The 13773-nt window shown below is 56.6% G+C and carries 13 protein-coding genes and 1 tRNA gene; 10 read left to right on the top strand and 4 right to left on the bottom strand.

Annotation, left to right across the window (positions count from 1 at the left end; genetic code table 11):
* Nucleotides 1–27 precede the first annotated feature (27 nt).
* A complete protein-coding gene (locus PQQ52_RS02445; RefSeq protein ID WP_408206491.1) occupies nucleotides 28–1413 on the top strand; it encodes an amino acid permease in 1386 nt (461 codons plus the stop codon).
* Between the two features lie 192 nt (nucleotides 1414–1605).
* On the opposite strand, the gene PQQ52_RS02440 is transcribed toward PQQ52_RS02445, so the two are convergent.
* Nucleotides 1606–1686 (bottom strand) — tRNA-Leu (locus PQQ52_RS02440).
* A gap of 46 nt (nucleotides 1687–1732) precedes the next feature.
* Between PQQ52_RS02440 and PQQ52_RS02435 the strand changes: the two genes are divergently transcribed.
* Nucleotides 1733–2830: a site-specific integrase gene (locus PQQ52_RS02435; RefSeq protein ID WP_408206489.1), complete on the top strand. Its 1098-nt coding sequence runs from the start codon at nucleotides 1733–1735 to the stop codon at nucleotides 2828–2830.
* An 88-nt stretch (nucleotides 2831–2918) separates the two neighbouring features.
* On the opposite strand, the gene PQQ52_RS02430 is transcribed toward PQQ52_RS02435, so the two are convergent.
* On the bottom strand, nucleotides 2919–3791 hold the full coding sequence (locus PQQ52_RS02430) for a hypothetical protein (RefSeq protein WP_408206487.1): 873 nt from the start codon (nucleotides 3789–3791) through the stop codon (nucleotides 2919–2921).
* A gap of 170 nt (nucleotides 3792–3961) precedes the next feature.
* Between PQQ52_RS02430 and PQQ52_RS02425 the strand changes: the two genes are divergently transcribed.
* The 6 genes from PQQ52_RS02425 to PQQ52_RS02400 all read left to right on the top strand — a co-directional run bounded on the left by PQQ52_RS02425 (nucleotide 3962) and on the right by PQQ52_RS02400 (nucleotide 9984).
* Nucleotides 3962–5647 carry a GmrSD restriction endonuclease domain-containing protein gene (locus PQQ52_RS02425; RefSeq protein WP_408206485.1) on the top strand — a complete coding sequence of 562 codons (1686 nt, stop codon included), beginning with the start codon at nucleotides 3962–3964 and terminating at the stop codon, nucleotides 5645–5647.
* Between the two features lie 156 nt (nucleotides 5648–5803).
* A complete protein-coding gene (locus PQQ52_RS02420; protein WP_408206483.1) occupies nucleotides 5804–6484 on the top strand; it encodes an AlbA family DNA-binding domain-containing protein in 681 nt (226 codons plus the stop codon).
* Between the two features lie 284 nt (nucleotides 6485–6768).
* Nucleotides 6769–7338, top strand: a complete 570-nt coding sequence (locus PQQ52_RS02415) for a hypothetical protein (RefSeq protein WP_408206481.1) — start codon at nucleotides 6769–6771, stop codon at nucleotides 7336–7338.
* 308 nt (nucleotides 7339–7646) lie between these two features.
* Nucleotides 7647–8882 (top strand): hypothetical protein, encoded by a 1236-nt coding sequence (locus PQQ52_RS02410; RefSeq protein WP_408206479.1) that lies wholly within the window; start codon nucleotides 7647–7649, stop codon nucleotides 8880–8882.
* 173 nt (nucleotides 8883–9055) lie between these two features.
* Nucleotides 9056–9559 carry a lysozyme gene (locus tag PQQ52_RS02405; RefSeq protein ID WP_408206788.1) on the top strand — a complete coding sequence of 168 codons (504 nt, stop codon included), beginning with the start codon at nucleotides 9056–9058 and terminating at the stop codon, nucleotides 9557–9559.
* A complete protein-coding gene (locus PQQ52_RS02400; RefSeq protein WP_408206477.1) occupies nucleotides 9559–9984 on the top strand; it encodes a hypothetical protein in 426 nt (141 codons plus the stop codon). Before PQQ52_RS02405 ends, PQQ52_RS02400 begins: the two co-directional genes overlap by 1 nt.
* A gap of 94 nt (nucleotides 9985–10078) precedes the next feature.
* Here the strand turns inward: PQQ52_RS02400 and PQQ52_RS02395 are convergent, their stop codons facing one another.
* Nucleotides 10079–10606, bottom strand: coding sequence for a DUF4411 family protein (locus PQQ52_RS02395; protein WP_408206475.1), 528 nt, complete (start codon nucleotides 10604–10606; stop codon nucleotides 10079–10081).
* Entirely contained in the window at nucleotides 10578–11723 is a 1146-nt protein-coding gene (locus PQQ52_RS02390) for an ImmA/IrrE family metallo-endopeptidase (RefSeq protein WP_408206473.1), read from the bottom strand. Before PQQ52_RS02390 ends, PQQ52_RS02395 begins: the two co-directional genes overlap by 29 nt.
* Nucleotides 11724–11959: 236 nt before the next feature.
* On the opposite strand from PQQ52_RS02390, the gene PQQ52_RS02385 reads away from it, so the two are divergent.
* The gene (locus tag PQQ52_RS02385) at nucleotides 11960–13045 is read left to right on the top strand and encodes a FitA-like ribbon-helix-helix domain-containing protein (RefSeq protein ID WP_408206471.1); all 1086 of its coding nucleotides are present in this window, start codon (nucleotides 11960–11962) and stop codon (nucleotides 13043–13045) included.
* Between the two features lie 79 nt (nucleotides 13046–13124).
* Nucleotides 13125–13595, top strand: coding sequence for a helix-turn-helix domain-containing protein (locus PQQ52_RS02380; RefSeq protein WP_408206469.1), 471 nt, complete (start codon nucleotides 13125–13127; stop codon nucleotides 13593–13595).
* Nucleotides 13596–13773 lie beyond the last annotated feature (178 nt).

The raw sequence follows: 13773 nt of genomic DNA, 5'->3' as shown, positions 1-13773 counted from the left end.
ATCGATATCCATACACTGGGGCGCAATTTGAATAGTGCACAGCAGCAAGACGGCCTGAAGCGCGGGCTTAAGAATCGCCACATCCAGCTGATCGCGCTGGGTGGGGCGATCGGCACCGGCTTGTTTCTCGGCTCCGCCAGCGTGTTGAAGGCGGCCGGCCCGTCGATGATTCTCGGCTACGCGATCGGCGGCATCATCGCCTTCATGATCATGCGGCAGCTTGGCGAAATGGTCGCGCAGGAACCGGTCGCTGGTTCGTTCAGCCACTTCGCGTACAAATATTGGGGCGACTTTCCCGGCTTTCTGTCCGGCTGGAATTACTGGGTACTCTACGTGCTCGTGAGTATGGCCGAGTTGACCGCGGTCGGCACTTACGTGCATTACTGGTGGCCGGGCGTGCCTACGTGGGTATCGGCGCTGGTGTGCTTCGCCGTCATCAATGCAATCAATCTCGCCAACGTCAAGGCGTACGGCGAAACCGAATTCTGGTTTGCGATCATCAAAGTGGTAGCGGTGATCGGCATGATCCTGTTCGGTGGTTATCTGCTGATCAGCGGCCACGGCGGCCCACAAGCCTCGATCACCAATCTCTGGGCCGAAGGCGGTTTTTTCCCGCACGGTTTCCATGGTCTATTCATGATGCTCGCGGTCATCATGTTTTCGTTCGGCGGCCTCGAGTTGATCGGTATTACGGCCGCTGAAGCGGCCGACCCGCAAAAGAGCATTCCGAAGGCCGTGAATCAGGTGATCTACCGGATCCTGATTTTCTACATCTGCTCGCTGGCGGTGCTGCTTTCGTTGTATCCGTGGAATCAGGTGGCGGCTGGCGGCAGCCCGTTCGTGATGATCTTCTCGCAGATCGGCTCGACGCTGACCGCGAACATCCTCAACGTGGTGGTGCTGACCGCGGCGCTGTCGGTATACAACAGCGGCGTGTATGCGAATAGCCGTATGCTCTACGGTCTCGCGGAACAGGGCAACGCACCGCGCGCGCTGATGAAGGTCGACCGGCGCGGCGTGCCGTATATGGCGATTGGTTTGTCGGCGCTCGCCACGTTCACCTGCGTGATCATCAACTATCTGATCCCGGCCGAAGCGCTTGGTTTGCTGATGGCGCTGGTAGTGGCCGCGTTGGTGTTGAACTGGGCACTGATCAGCCTGACGCATCTGAAGTCGCGCAAGGCTATGGTGGCGGCAGGCGAGACGCTCGTGTTCAAGTCGTTCTGGTTCCCGGTCAGCAACTGGATCTGCCTCGCCTTCATGGCGTTGATCCTCGTGATCCTGGCGATGACGCCGGGCCTGTCGGTCTCGGTATGGCTCGTGCCGGCCTGGCTTGTTGTGATGTGGGGCGGCTATGTGTTCAAGCGCCGGCGTGCTGCGCTGCATGGCGGCGCGCGGGTGGCAGGGCAGTAAGGCAAATATTGGGCGCCGGCGCCATGGGCGTCGGATCGCCCAATTTCGAGCAAAGCTTCAGTCTGCGGCGGAACGTCACTTATTTACCAGGCAGTTATTGCTGACAATGATTCGCAAAGGGCAACAAAAAGCCCCGCGCAGCTTGGCTGGGCGGGGCTTTTTGATTTTATACGGTACGGCCTGAATCTTTTTTGGTGCCCAGGGCCGGAATCGAACCGGCACGCCTTGCGGCGGGGGATTTTGAGTCCCCTGACTTTGATGGCTAAGAAGCCCGCTGTACAATCTATTCCCAATATTCCGGCAGAATTACTGGGACAAATTGAGAAAAAACAAGACAATCGAACGGGGGATCTACCAGCGCGGCCCGTTCTCATTCCAAGTCAAGCTGATGGTTGACGGACACCGGATTGTCGGGACGTTCGACTCGCTCGACGAGGCGAGGGCGTTTCGGGACTCGAAGCGCGCTGCGTTGACACTGGATCCGGACGCGAAGCGTTTGCTCGAAACACGTGCGAAGCGCAACGATGTGAAAGCAGCGACGCTGTCTACGATCCTCGACCGATACAAGAAAGAGATCTCGGCGAAAAAGAAGTCGTCGGAATCCGAGGCGCATAAGATCGCCCGGATTCAACGCAGCACACTTGCGAAAAAGAGCCTTTACCGCATCACTCCGGAGGACGTTGTTGCCTTCCTCAATGGCCTGCACCGGGAGCAGCGGGGGCCGATGAACGGAGCGGCGCTATCCGATTCCACCAAACGTAAGCTCGCTGCGCTTCTGTCGCACGTCTTTATGATCGCGCGGAAGCGCTGGCGGATGGACGTCAAGAATCCTGTAAGGGAGATCGAGCTGCCGCGTTCCGGGCGATCCCGAAACCGCCGACTGGAAGAAGGGGAGGAACTGCGCTTGTTCGCCGAGCTCACGAAGGCTCGTAAAGCTGCCGTGGTGCTACCGATGGTTAAGCTGGCGATCGAGACGGCCATGCGGCAGGGTGAACTTCTCGGGCTGACTTGGTCAGACTTGCGGATAATGGGTGACCATGGGACGGCTATGCTTCACGATACAAAAAACGGTGAAGCGCGGATAGTTCCTTTGACGGCTACCGCCTGCGAGATCCTCGGCGACATGCCACGACCGCTGAAGGGCGGCCCGGTTTTCCCGATAAAGACGTCGGAGTTGCGTTCGGCTTGGGAGAAAGCGTGTGAACGCGCTGATATCGAAGGGCTTCGATTTCACGATCTGAGGCACGAGGCTACAAGTCGGTTGTTCGAATTGGGGTTGGATCGAATTGAGGCAGCGTCGATTACCGGCCACAAGACGCTACAGATGTTGAAGGATTACACCCATCTACGTGCCGACGGGCTGGCGCGAAAACTAAACAAGGCGAAGTTACCGCCGGAGGCGGGCAACGCGAGCTGATGTATGTCCTTCGGGTCGAAGATGCAAATTCGTTCTTACGGCCGCCGGCAGCGGCAGATCGAAGTTGATCGCATGGCATAACGCTTACCTAAACAGCCGACGAGGACGACGCGTCATCACCTTGGACGGATGCACCCTGAGCGGCTCTCTGTTGTTTCGACATCAGTGCTGCCATGCAACTGAGCAGCGAGAAGGCTTTTAGGCTGTTTTCCTCCGTCGCATATTCCTCCATCGCAATGCCATGGAGTACCGTATTGCGGTTAAGGCCGTTGTAGTCGAACCGCTCTCGGTCCTTGTGGTTGTAGGCGATCGGCAACCGTTCGCTGACGGATGTCCACATCATTTCGTAGAGGAGTGAGTAGAAACCCATTACGGGGTTGTCGCTCGGTGCCGCCGCAAGTGCGGCCAGTTCGAGCTGCGCGACATGCGCCACCCGCTCTTCAGACTGGCCCTGGAAAAGATACTTCTTGGCATTCTCAAAGCAGACGCCCTCGGCTTGAGCGAAAAACAGCGGTACTGAGAGGGCGTACTCACTTCGCAAATGGGCATCGACAGCAGGACGGATGGCGAAAGCCCGCGCCGGGTGTTCGGCGATAATGCTCTCGAGATGATGGGTCAGGTCTTCGGTGTAGAGCTTTGCAAGCAGGGTTTCGAGATCTTCTAGGCTTGTACCGCTCGCCGCTTGACGCGCGAGCTGATCAAGCTCTGACAAGGCGAAGTAGCCGCTCATGAACCATCCCCGCTTCGCGAGCGATAGAGCGCAGTTTGCGAGCTCGGGGTACACCTCCATACGTGCATCAAAGTGCGAGTGCAAACGGTTCGCAAACCCGACGAATTCGCTCGCCAGCCCCTGAACACCGATCGCGATCGACGCGAGCAGCGGTTGATTCTTTTCGATCCAACCCGCGAATGCTCGGCCAAGCTGGATGATGGGAGCGAGCTCATTTCCGTTTTCTGCCATATTTGGAGTCTTCCGCGTGGATCAATACGGTTGCCGATTATGTCGCTGAAGTCTTGTGCGTGCACCCATGAGATGCCGCCCGGTAGATAATGCATGATACGGTTCGCCCTTGGCCGACACCCTGATCTGTCGGCCAGATGTCGGGTCACTGTCGTGTCGCCGCAGCAATCATGTCTGGCTTGGTTGATCAACACCTCGCGCTTCGGGGTGTGAAGATAGTAACGGAGGTCTCCGACCCTTCGATGTATGCCAGCGATATAATCAGCGGCGCCACATCTGCAGCAGCGAGCCTGTTGAGGCGCAAGATCCGACTGCTACTCATTTATAGACGAATGCGCGAGTGCGTTCAGGCCGACAATTTAAGGTTAGAAAAAATGAAGATGAAACCTGGTCAGCGGGCGTTGGACAAGATCTACAAGCGTAGAGACCGATATGAAATTCCTGAGTGGCAGCGCGGCGAAGTGTGGAACACCGAGCGAAAGCAGCAGTTGATCGACAGTATTCTCCGCGGCTGGAAGCTTCCTAAATTCTACTTCCTGAGACTCGACGACGACGAACTGGAGGTCGTTGATGGACAACAGCGCTTAGCCGCTGTCTATGAATTTTTCGCCAACGAATTGAATCTGAGTGAAGAATCAACAGGTACTTTTGGTGGTCCATTTTATAAGGATCTTAAGCCAAAATTCTCTGATGCTTTTGATGATTTTGAAATTGAATTCGATGAAATAGAAGATGCTTCCGAGGAAGAACTAAAGCAGTTTTTCCAGCGGCTCCAACAAGGACTTCCATTGAGCAGCAGTGAAAAGCTCAATTCGGTGCACAGTAAGCTGCGGGACTTTTGTCGATCCCTTACGAAGCATGGCTTTTTCGTGGAATCCGTGGCGCTGGGTGATACACGTCTCGCTCACTTCGATATAGCTACCAAGGTTGCTACGATTGAGGTCGAGGGCATCGAGGCATCGTTACGATTTGAAGACGTCAAAGCAGTTTTCGAATCTCAGAAAAATTTTTCCACCACTTCTGCAGTGGCAAAACGTATTAAAGGTGCGCTTGATTTTCTGCACGCTGCTTTTCCGAAGAAAGAGCAGAAACTCAAGAACCGGACAATCGTACAGTCGGTAATGTCACTAGCGTGCCGCTGCGTAGAAACTGGCAAGGCAGGCGGCTTAGAAAGTCACTTCGGTACCTTTATCGAGTGGTTTCTTAACGAGTTGGCCCGTCAAGTTGAGCTCGGGCAAGCTGCCACGGATTACGATTTTATTCGGTTTCAAAAATCTATTAATGCCAACGTAAAGGCAGGTGCTAGGATTCGGCAAGAGATTTTGCTGCGAAAAGCTTTCTTGAAAAGTAGTGCATTTGCCGATGCCTTCGAGGCCTCCACATTACTTGTAAACGGTATCCATCCGCGCGTCAAAGAACTTGCCGATAGTATTGCGACACATATCAACCGACTAAATACATCGTACGCTGCGGTCCATGGCGAGGATATGTTTAAGGCGACGAATAAAACCACCAAAGCACTCCGCTCCATCGAAAAGCCAGTAAAAGATTTCAATGACTACTCTAACTTTGTCGGCAACCTATACTTCCTTTTCAAAGAAAGCATTGGACAGCGCCTTAGTGAACTACCAACTTCGTTTGTGGACGTCAACACTCTTCGTACGGACCTCCAGCATGACGTTGACCACGGAGACGCCGGAAAGGTGAGGAAGAAACGGAAGAATATCGGCACCACCTTCGAGCGATATTCAGGTTTGAAGGCGCCGGAATTGCTTGATCCTTCTCGTTTTGTCCTTGTGCAGGTGAATCTTCTCTCGGCGCTGGAGCTTGATCTGAGAAATTTACCTATAAGCTGACGTGGGGCGAAAAAACCACTTCTGGCACGACGCCGCATTGCAAGCGTGTTCGTGAACGGCCGCTTCTGGTCTGAAACGCCTACGACTGGGTGGGTTTTATCCGCGGGTGATGACTCTGTGTGCCCAATCCCGGCCGAATACAAGGGAGCAGCGTCCATGACAGACGAGGAATTGCTAGCCCGCCTGCGCGATGCCGAGGACAACTTCGTCGAACGCAAACCTGACGGCGTCAACCAGGAACAACTACGAAAGACGTTGTGCGCTTTTGCGAACACGTTGGCGCCCGATCAAACCGGTATCCTCTTTATTGGCATCCACGACAGGACGGGGGCTGTCATCGGCGTGGCGAATTCTGACGCTGCGCAGCGGCGCGTACGCGAGGCCGCCGAAACCTGCTACCCCCCGATCCGCTATACGGCTCGTGTTCTCAACGCGGAAGATAGCGCAGTCGTCGCCGTGGAGGTCGCCGAAAGTGACCAGCGGCCCCACTTCACCGGTCCGGCGTTTGTTCGGAGAGGCTCCGAGTCGGTAAATGCGTCACCCGATCAGCTCGACGAGTTGATCGCCAGCCGCAACGACAAGGCTCGCGCCATTTTACGCATGCGCGGACTGCCGATCACCCTCGAAAGTCGTGGTCGGCGCTTGCAAGATGATCGGCCGGCCCCAGGCGCGCGGGAGCAGACAGAAGGGCGGGTTGAGCACTGCGACGCACATCATGTGAGGCTGAACGTCCACGCCGCAGGCTTGCCCGGGTGGCAGACGGCTGAGCCTCTCTCGCGCGTCGAGGTCAGCTACGACAGGCGGCTGGCCCGCCCCATGCTGATCCTCACGCCGTAAGATGGTGGGCCGTCAGCGACCGAAAACCGCGCGCGGTTGAGAGCCGATCGCACTGGCGTACCAAGATGCAAAGCGATTGTTTGCCAAAGCCCAGCGAGTGGGCAAAAAAGTCGGCATGGCGAAGGCCTGCGAACCCGCTGGGCTCACACTTGAGGGTACCCACCGCCCCACGCTCGATGACATGCTGAACGTGGCCCGTCTTCTGCTGTGGGCCTTCGACGACCGACTGCTGAGAGGCCGGCAGCACGCTGCCCGGTAGCGACCAGCAAACTTAAAGATCGATCATGCAGATTCCAACATGGGCGACTATTACTGCGGGCATCGCTGGCATTACCTCTGTGATGGGCGTGCTGGCGAACCTCGGAAAGATCATTTCCAAGGTCACACACGCGCTCGCCTGGTGTCGCGCGCGTCTCGCCGGCAACGATCACGCGGCGGGGCTGCCTACAAAGACGATCGTCGCGATCCAGCAACCGCGCATCAATGCGTTGTGGTGGTCGATGGGGAAAATGGGCGACAAGCCGATGTTACAAATCGTCGGAGACTTCAACACAACCAACGTGTGGACCGACAACGTGCGGCTGGCGGGCGCGTTGATTCGCTATAGGCGGTGGGGCGTCCTAAGTCGCACAGAACGTGGCGATACCACGGTGAAGGATCTACGCTCGCAGTATTCCGGCAACTATCCGATACCGCCTAATGAAATGACACGGGTGCGCGTCAGCTTCCACTTCTTACCAAAACACCGAGAGCCGAACAAACGGTTCAAGGTCGATATCGCGATCATCGATCAATTTGACAATCGGCACTGGCTCAAAGGACTAATCTTCAAGCACGTCGATGCGATGTTTTGACAGTGGCGCGCATCATCAATTCTTCGGATAGCACTGCAATGCGAACTTGATCACGCCACGGTTGAGAAATATGGGTAAGTCAAAGAGACGCCGCCGCGCGCTGACGTGCTACACCACCCAAATGCGGCTGCTCGCACAAGTTCGAAACGATCACGCCGACATCGGGTAACCGCGTTGCAATTCGCACGAGCATTGTGCAATGCTTGGCGCTCTCGGTCTAAGATCCGTCAGATCGCGGCGCGCTACTGCGTCCCGCGACCAAGCATCCCCGATCACATTCGTCGACGCCTGCAACTGGAAAACCACCGATGTTGTATGAAAAACAAGCTGCGGTCCTGCTAGCCGAATGCGAGAAGCTAGCCGGAACAAGATTGGAGGGAGTTCGAGGCAATCTGCGGCATGCACAAAGCCGCGCTGCAGCTGTGTGGGAACTGCTTGTGCTGGAAGCCGCTGGTCAAATAGGTCGCGTCAAGTACGAACCTCTTGAAGGGGCGAGCCCCGATATAGAACTTGTAGCTGAAGGCGGTGAGACACTTTGGATTGAGGCTGCGTATCTGTACCCTCGCTTTTGGCGCGAAGAGCGCCGCTCCGATGCTCTCATCGAATGGGTGTACGAGATGGCTGAACACCGGTCGATCAAGGCGTTCAAGCTCCGCTATCAATTCACCGGTGATAGCTCGAATGCTGCAGGGCCCATTCGAACTGTGCCTCAGTTGGACGACCGCAAGCGGTTTTTTCGAGATCCCGAAATTCAGGCTTTCTTCGCCTCGATCGCGAGTGCGCCAGACCAATATCACGCTGTCACCCTCGGTACCTACACAGTCACAATTGACTACGACCCCGAACGGAAAGGTCCTTTCACAGGAGGCGGCGGCCTGCTTCAGGAGGCGGCGTCACACTTCAAGCAACATGCCATCTTTCGCCGTCTCGAGGACAAGGCAGCGCAGCACAAGTTGGATGAGACAAGAGTTGTATGCATCGGAAGCGACCAGAGCCCAGCGGTGCGAAGCGGAGGCCCATGGTTGCCGACCGTAGAGGACGCAGTGCGCGAAGCCTTTGCACGAAATCATTCCCTATCTGCTGCAATAATCGTAAGCATTGAAACGGCGCTGGGTTACGGTCACCGCCCGCGCAATGTCGCTCGTGCGTCGCTCTACCGCAACCCACAGGCCAAACGCCCTCTCACGAGCACACAAACGAGTCTTTTGCAGCGCCTAGATTTCAATCGATGGGCGTACGGTCCCCAGCTGGCCCCATGGGAGACTGGTCGCTTTGACAGCCAACTCCCCGGAAATCTCTCATTTTCTCCAGGCTCCCGCCGCATGAAAATTTCATTACCCGCCAATGTGTTCGTCGCAGCGCTCCGCGGGAATCAAAACGTGCTCGACATGTACGATTCCAATCACGTGGCGAAAATGCTGGAAGCCGATTGGGACGTAGTGGGCTGCAATTTCACCCCGGCCGACCCGCGAGCCGGGATGCCGGCGACGATCGAGCTCGAATTGCAGGCAAGCGACGGAATTTTTTGGCCGACGGCGCCATGACGGGTGCCCGTCTGACTATCTGAAGCATGCCTAGGTACATATGCTTCACAAGTGACGCGCCCTCGCACCTAGCGACCTATCCAAACTGATAGGTGCCTGTGTCCACCGGCTCATCCTTATGGCACGATTTGACGCCGGCTGCCGATGGGCAGCAAACTGCATCGAAGGACACTATGGCTAACGAGAACATGCGGATGAGCGCAGCGGGATACGCGGCGCTTCGCTTTAACGAGGGTGTCGTAATGCACTACTACAACGATGCTCCCATTAACGGAAACTGCACATGGGGCATCGGCACGCTGGCGCACCTCGGCCCCTGCACGCAGGAAGAATTGCAGCGCACGGTGCTACCGGAACAGGCTAACGCGATCCTTGAGGCTCGCGTAAGAGAAGCGGAGCGGGTGGTCAGGGCAACCGTCACCGACCATCAGCTGACGCAGGCGCAATTCGACGCTGCAGTCTCCTTTGCCTACAACTCGTCTACGCAGAATATCCGGCAGGCGCTCACGCCGGCCAATGATGGCGACATGCGGTCCGTCGCGCAGCACATGCTTCGCAATATCGTGATCACGCCTCGTGATCGCAACGGCCGACCAGTCGGGCCGCCGAGAGTCAGTCAGGGACTGTTGAACAGGCGACAGCGCGAAACTGCTCCCTTCCGGCAAGGAGGACAGTAATGCTGCATCGGATTTGCGCAAGCGTTGCCCTCTGTTTTTTCGCGTCTCTGATTAGTGCAAAAGCGGCAGAGCCCTCTGTTAGTGACTTCCAGGGGAAGTGGACGGTTACCGATGTTGTCGGCTATGGCAATACCTCAGGCGGAATCCCAGAGGCAAGAAAGCTGCTGGGTCAGGTGCTGAATATCTCGCCGGCCGGCATCGAGTTTAGCGGTGAGCGCTGCAGGCCTCATCAGGGTTTCAGAGTTGGCATTGTGGACACAGCATCCCGCCTAAAAGATGATTTCGGCATCAACCTTGAAGATACCGGACTTCCGGCAAGGACCGCACTACTCGACAGCGCGAATTGTACGGCGGTATATCGGATGGATGGGCGCCGGGTACTGTTCGGATGGGATGGCGTTGTGCTGAGGGCTGTTCGGCCTTGACGACCCGACCTGCGTCAGGTTCGTAGGGTGTGTCGAGAAATCTATAGGTCTCCGCTGGCAGCGATAATCCGCATTCCGTTTGTCGGCGGCCGTTCTACATCTGGAACGAAAACGTCCCATGCGCGTGGAGATGAAGCAGCTCAAACAGCGTCATAGTTTTCACGCCCAAGGCGTTAGCCGCATCAGGCAACTTGATTGATCTCTTGCTGGCAGGTTCGGCTTTCTCGTTGGTGACCACTGTGACATCGGTCTGCGTAGAGGCGTACGCGATCAGCCATGCATCAGCCGACTTGGCATCTAGGAACTTGTCTTGTGCCGCTTGCAGATATGTTGGCGTACGAGTAGTTGCCCACACCGCCAATTTTCCCCATTGTGCTGTCGCCGGCTTGCTTGACACGAAAAAATCTGACAACTCGGGGCGTTGCGACCAAGCATGCAACAGATCTTCTTGTTTGCCGACCTGAAGCTCGTCCCGCACCTTATCGATGCTGAGAACCTTTCCGACCTGATGCGCCTGTAAGATCCAATCCCAAAACGCCCCGCAATACTTGGGGCTGTAGTGGAGATTCTTCGCGCTGATCAAGACATCGGAGTCAAGCAGAAAGCGCTCGTTGCTTGGCATGGAAGACCGCTACGTTATTTGGATTCGTATTGAGCAGTTGGCCTGCTTCCCGGAAACTGATCCCGCCGGACGTCGCCAGCGCTGCAACCTTGCGCGAAAACGACTTGCTGTTGCGGACAGCCAGCGTCAAATAGAAATCACCGCCGCTTTCCTTGCCCTTGCTGGCCGACCGCCTGCGTGCGTCTTGGTAGAACGCATCGTAGACATCATGTGGCACAAGCTGCAGGTCAAGCGCCCGTCGCGCAATCACTAGGCCGCTTACTCGGAACTGCTGTCGCAGCAACGAGATCTTCTCGGGTACCGTGCCTTGAACGGCCGACCATGCTTTTGCAAATTCGATCTGTGGGACGAGAACCTCGGCGGCGATCGCGTTGCAAAGTATCTCGTGCTTGTTTTGGCTCCCCGGGGCGCTATCAGAGATACCGGATTCGCCGAGCCAGACATGTGCCAGCTCGTGCACCAGCGTAAACGTCCAAGCGGCGGGTGCGTCTGCCCCGTTGACAAACACCACTGGCGCCAAATCGTCGTTGATTACGAAGCCGCGAAACTCAGACACGGAAAGCGGGCGATGAGTATTGTTTCCTACGATGCCGTTTTTGAAAATGAGAACCCCGGCGGCTTCTGCTTTAGTGACGAGGTACGAGTAGAGATCATCGGCGTTGCGGGCCGCAACACTGTTGAGTTCAAGCTTCAAAGTACCGCGAATATCGTCCGCAACCGTCCCAGCCTTGACCCGTTGCCCCGCGAAGCGGCCGACGAACGGAAGTGGGGCCGCGCCCTCGCGCAGAAGATACTCCCGATACCAAGCCTGCTTGAACTCGATGTCGTCGAAAACATCGTAGAAATCTTTGCTCAGCGGGTGTTTGTCCGGCAGAGTCCGAAAGTCCGCGATGGGTAACGGCTGACGTTGAGGTGGTGGTTCCGGCAGGAACAGGTATCCAAACGGGACGCCGGCTTCCTTCGCGAACTTCATCGCCTGCGCAGCAGTAAGCTCGCCGCGCTCGATGTTTGCTGCAGCTCGCGTCGAGACGCGCTCCGCCAGCTCGCGTAGGGAGCTGCCCGCTTGGTGGGCGGCCCAGTCGAGCACAGGCGGGGATAGATGAAGGGCGTCGGTCATTTCAGCGCAGGGCGGTTTCCGCGAATTCTAGCATCGGCGGCCGCCGTCAGCCCCGGAGACGAAAGCTGCCGTGCGGCGATATGACTGGCAGCAGAGCTGCTGGGCTGACGCGCCATTTGTCCATTCAATGCCTTGCGTCGTGGCGTCTGCCAGTGTGAAAAGCGACCCTGCAGTCGGTCGGATCAGCCCTGTTCATATGCGCACTCGCCTTCGCCATCTGCCAATTGTCTGGGCCCATGCCCGCAACCAACAAACGACTGAAACAGAATGATATCAACTTGACGCGAAATCGATTTCCTCATAGGATTCAATTTGATATCAAATTGATCGGAGGCAAAATGTTGGGGAAAATGGCGGTGCGGAGCATCCCCCCGGAAGTGTTGAGCGGTTTGGAGACGCTTGCAGCACAGCATGACAGGTCCGTTGAAGCGGAAGCGCGTTTCGCGTTGCGCTCGTGGGTAGAGCCCTTGATGCAGCGACACGTGCGCAGTGCGCGCCGCGCAGAAGTCGCCGCACGGCTGACCGACTTATTGGACCAAGTGAACAAAGCGCACCACGGAAGATCGATCAAACCCTCACACATTGCGCAAGCCATCGGCGAAGACTATGCCGAGCACGTGGAAAATTGGTTCACTGGTGAAGCGGAGCCTTCCTTCGGGCAACTTGAGGCGGTGGCTTGTTACCTCGGCGCTGTGCCAGCTTGGCTGCAGCATGGGGACCGCTGTAAGTTCCCGGTGGACACCTACCGACTTTCAGATGACCCGGCCGAAGCAACGCAATGGTTGTTGGATATCGGAAGCGACAAGCCGGTCCAATTCCTTCACATAGTCCGGCAAAACAACGAAGCTGGTCAGTTGACGATAGTCAAGCAGTATGAAGACTGGCACTGCACGACTTGGTCTACGCCAATTCACGTGAGCGAAGAGATTGGAGCGGGCGGCGAAAGAGCGCTTGCGGCACTTTCAGTAACGCTTGAATTACTTTACAAGTACTACTGTCGTCCATCGTCAACCCGAGCCGCCGTAAAGGTAATCAAGAGCTATCTCCTTGAGCCGTCTGGGTACAAAGCGCTGTTAAACGGCAATGCTCATCCGCTGATGATTCTGCGCGATGCCTCAGAGCGTCCATGGTGGGAAGATATCTGGGACGTTGATCAGTTCAGGGATCACTCGAACTACTGGCCAGGCTGGCGCCAGCTATGTGAGCGTATTTATCGAGCGGTCGGACATATGTCTGGTCTTGCCCAACAACGTGAACTAATCAAGCGCGGGCAGCATCCGTTGCTGCAACCGACCGCATTCGCGGACGTTGGATCAACGTGATGCCAACGACCAGCGGTGCTACGAGCGCCTTCGCTACCAGTCGTGAGGAATTGAGTCACGATATAAAAAGGTCGTCCTTATGTACCTGTATGAGCTTGGGCCGCTAATCGCAGCTAGACGAGCCGAACTCCAGCTTTCCACTTCGCAGCTCGCTAAGCTTGCAGGCATCGAACGGCTTGTGGTCGAGCGGCTTGAGGCTGGTGTACTGGAGGACATCGGGTGGAACCAAGTCCAAGCCATTCTACGGGTTTTGGGGGTCAACCTCTGCAGCTATCGTAAGGCCGGTAGTGCTTTGCAGCGGTGCGCCACTACGGCCAGCGTGAGCCATCGTGAGCCATTGACGCCTGAACTTCTCAAGCAGGCGCTGACGGGAGGAATTATTCCGTCAGGATTCGAATCGCATTTCGCAGTTTTGCTTGATGAGGCTCCGCCGGCGATGCTTGTTGCCGCGGTTGAGGAAGCGGCTGAAGCGGGCGACCGGTTACATGAAATGTGGCGAAATCTCGCTCGATGGTCGGACGTGTTGCATTGTTACCGGAAGATCTGGTAGTGCTCGCGACGGTCAGCGCGAGCGCGTTGGCAGCAGCTTCTGGTGGCCGAATAATTGAACACCAGCCCCACAATCAGGAGGCTCAATGTCATCAGCCGATTACTGGAATGGAATGAGATCTGGCGACTCCGCGGGGCGTGCCAAAGCGCGTCGTCTCAGGACGACGATAGGCGAATGG

This window comes from Paraburkholderia sediminicola, assembly GCF_046030555.1.
GTDB lineage: Bacteria > Pseudomonadota > Gammaproteobacteria > Burkholderiales > Burkholderiaceae > Paraburkholderia > Paraburkholderia sediminicola_E.
Note: the sequence above shows the minus strand (reverse complement) of the source record. Positions and strands in the feature narration are given on the sequence as shown.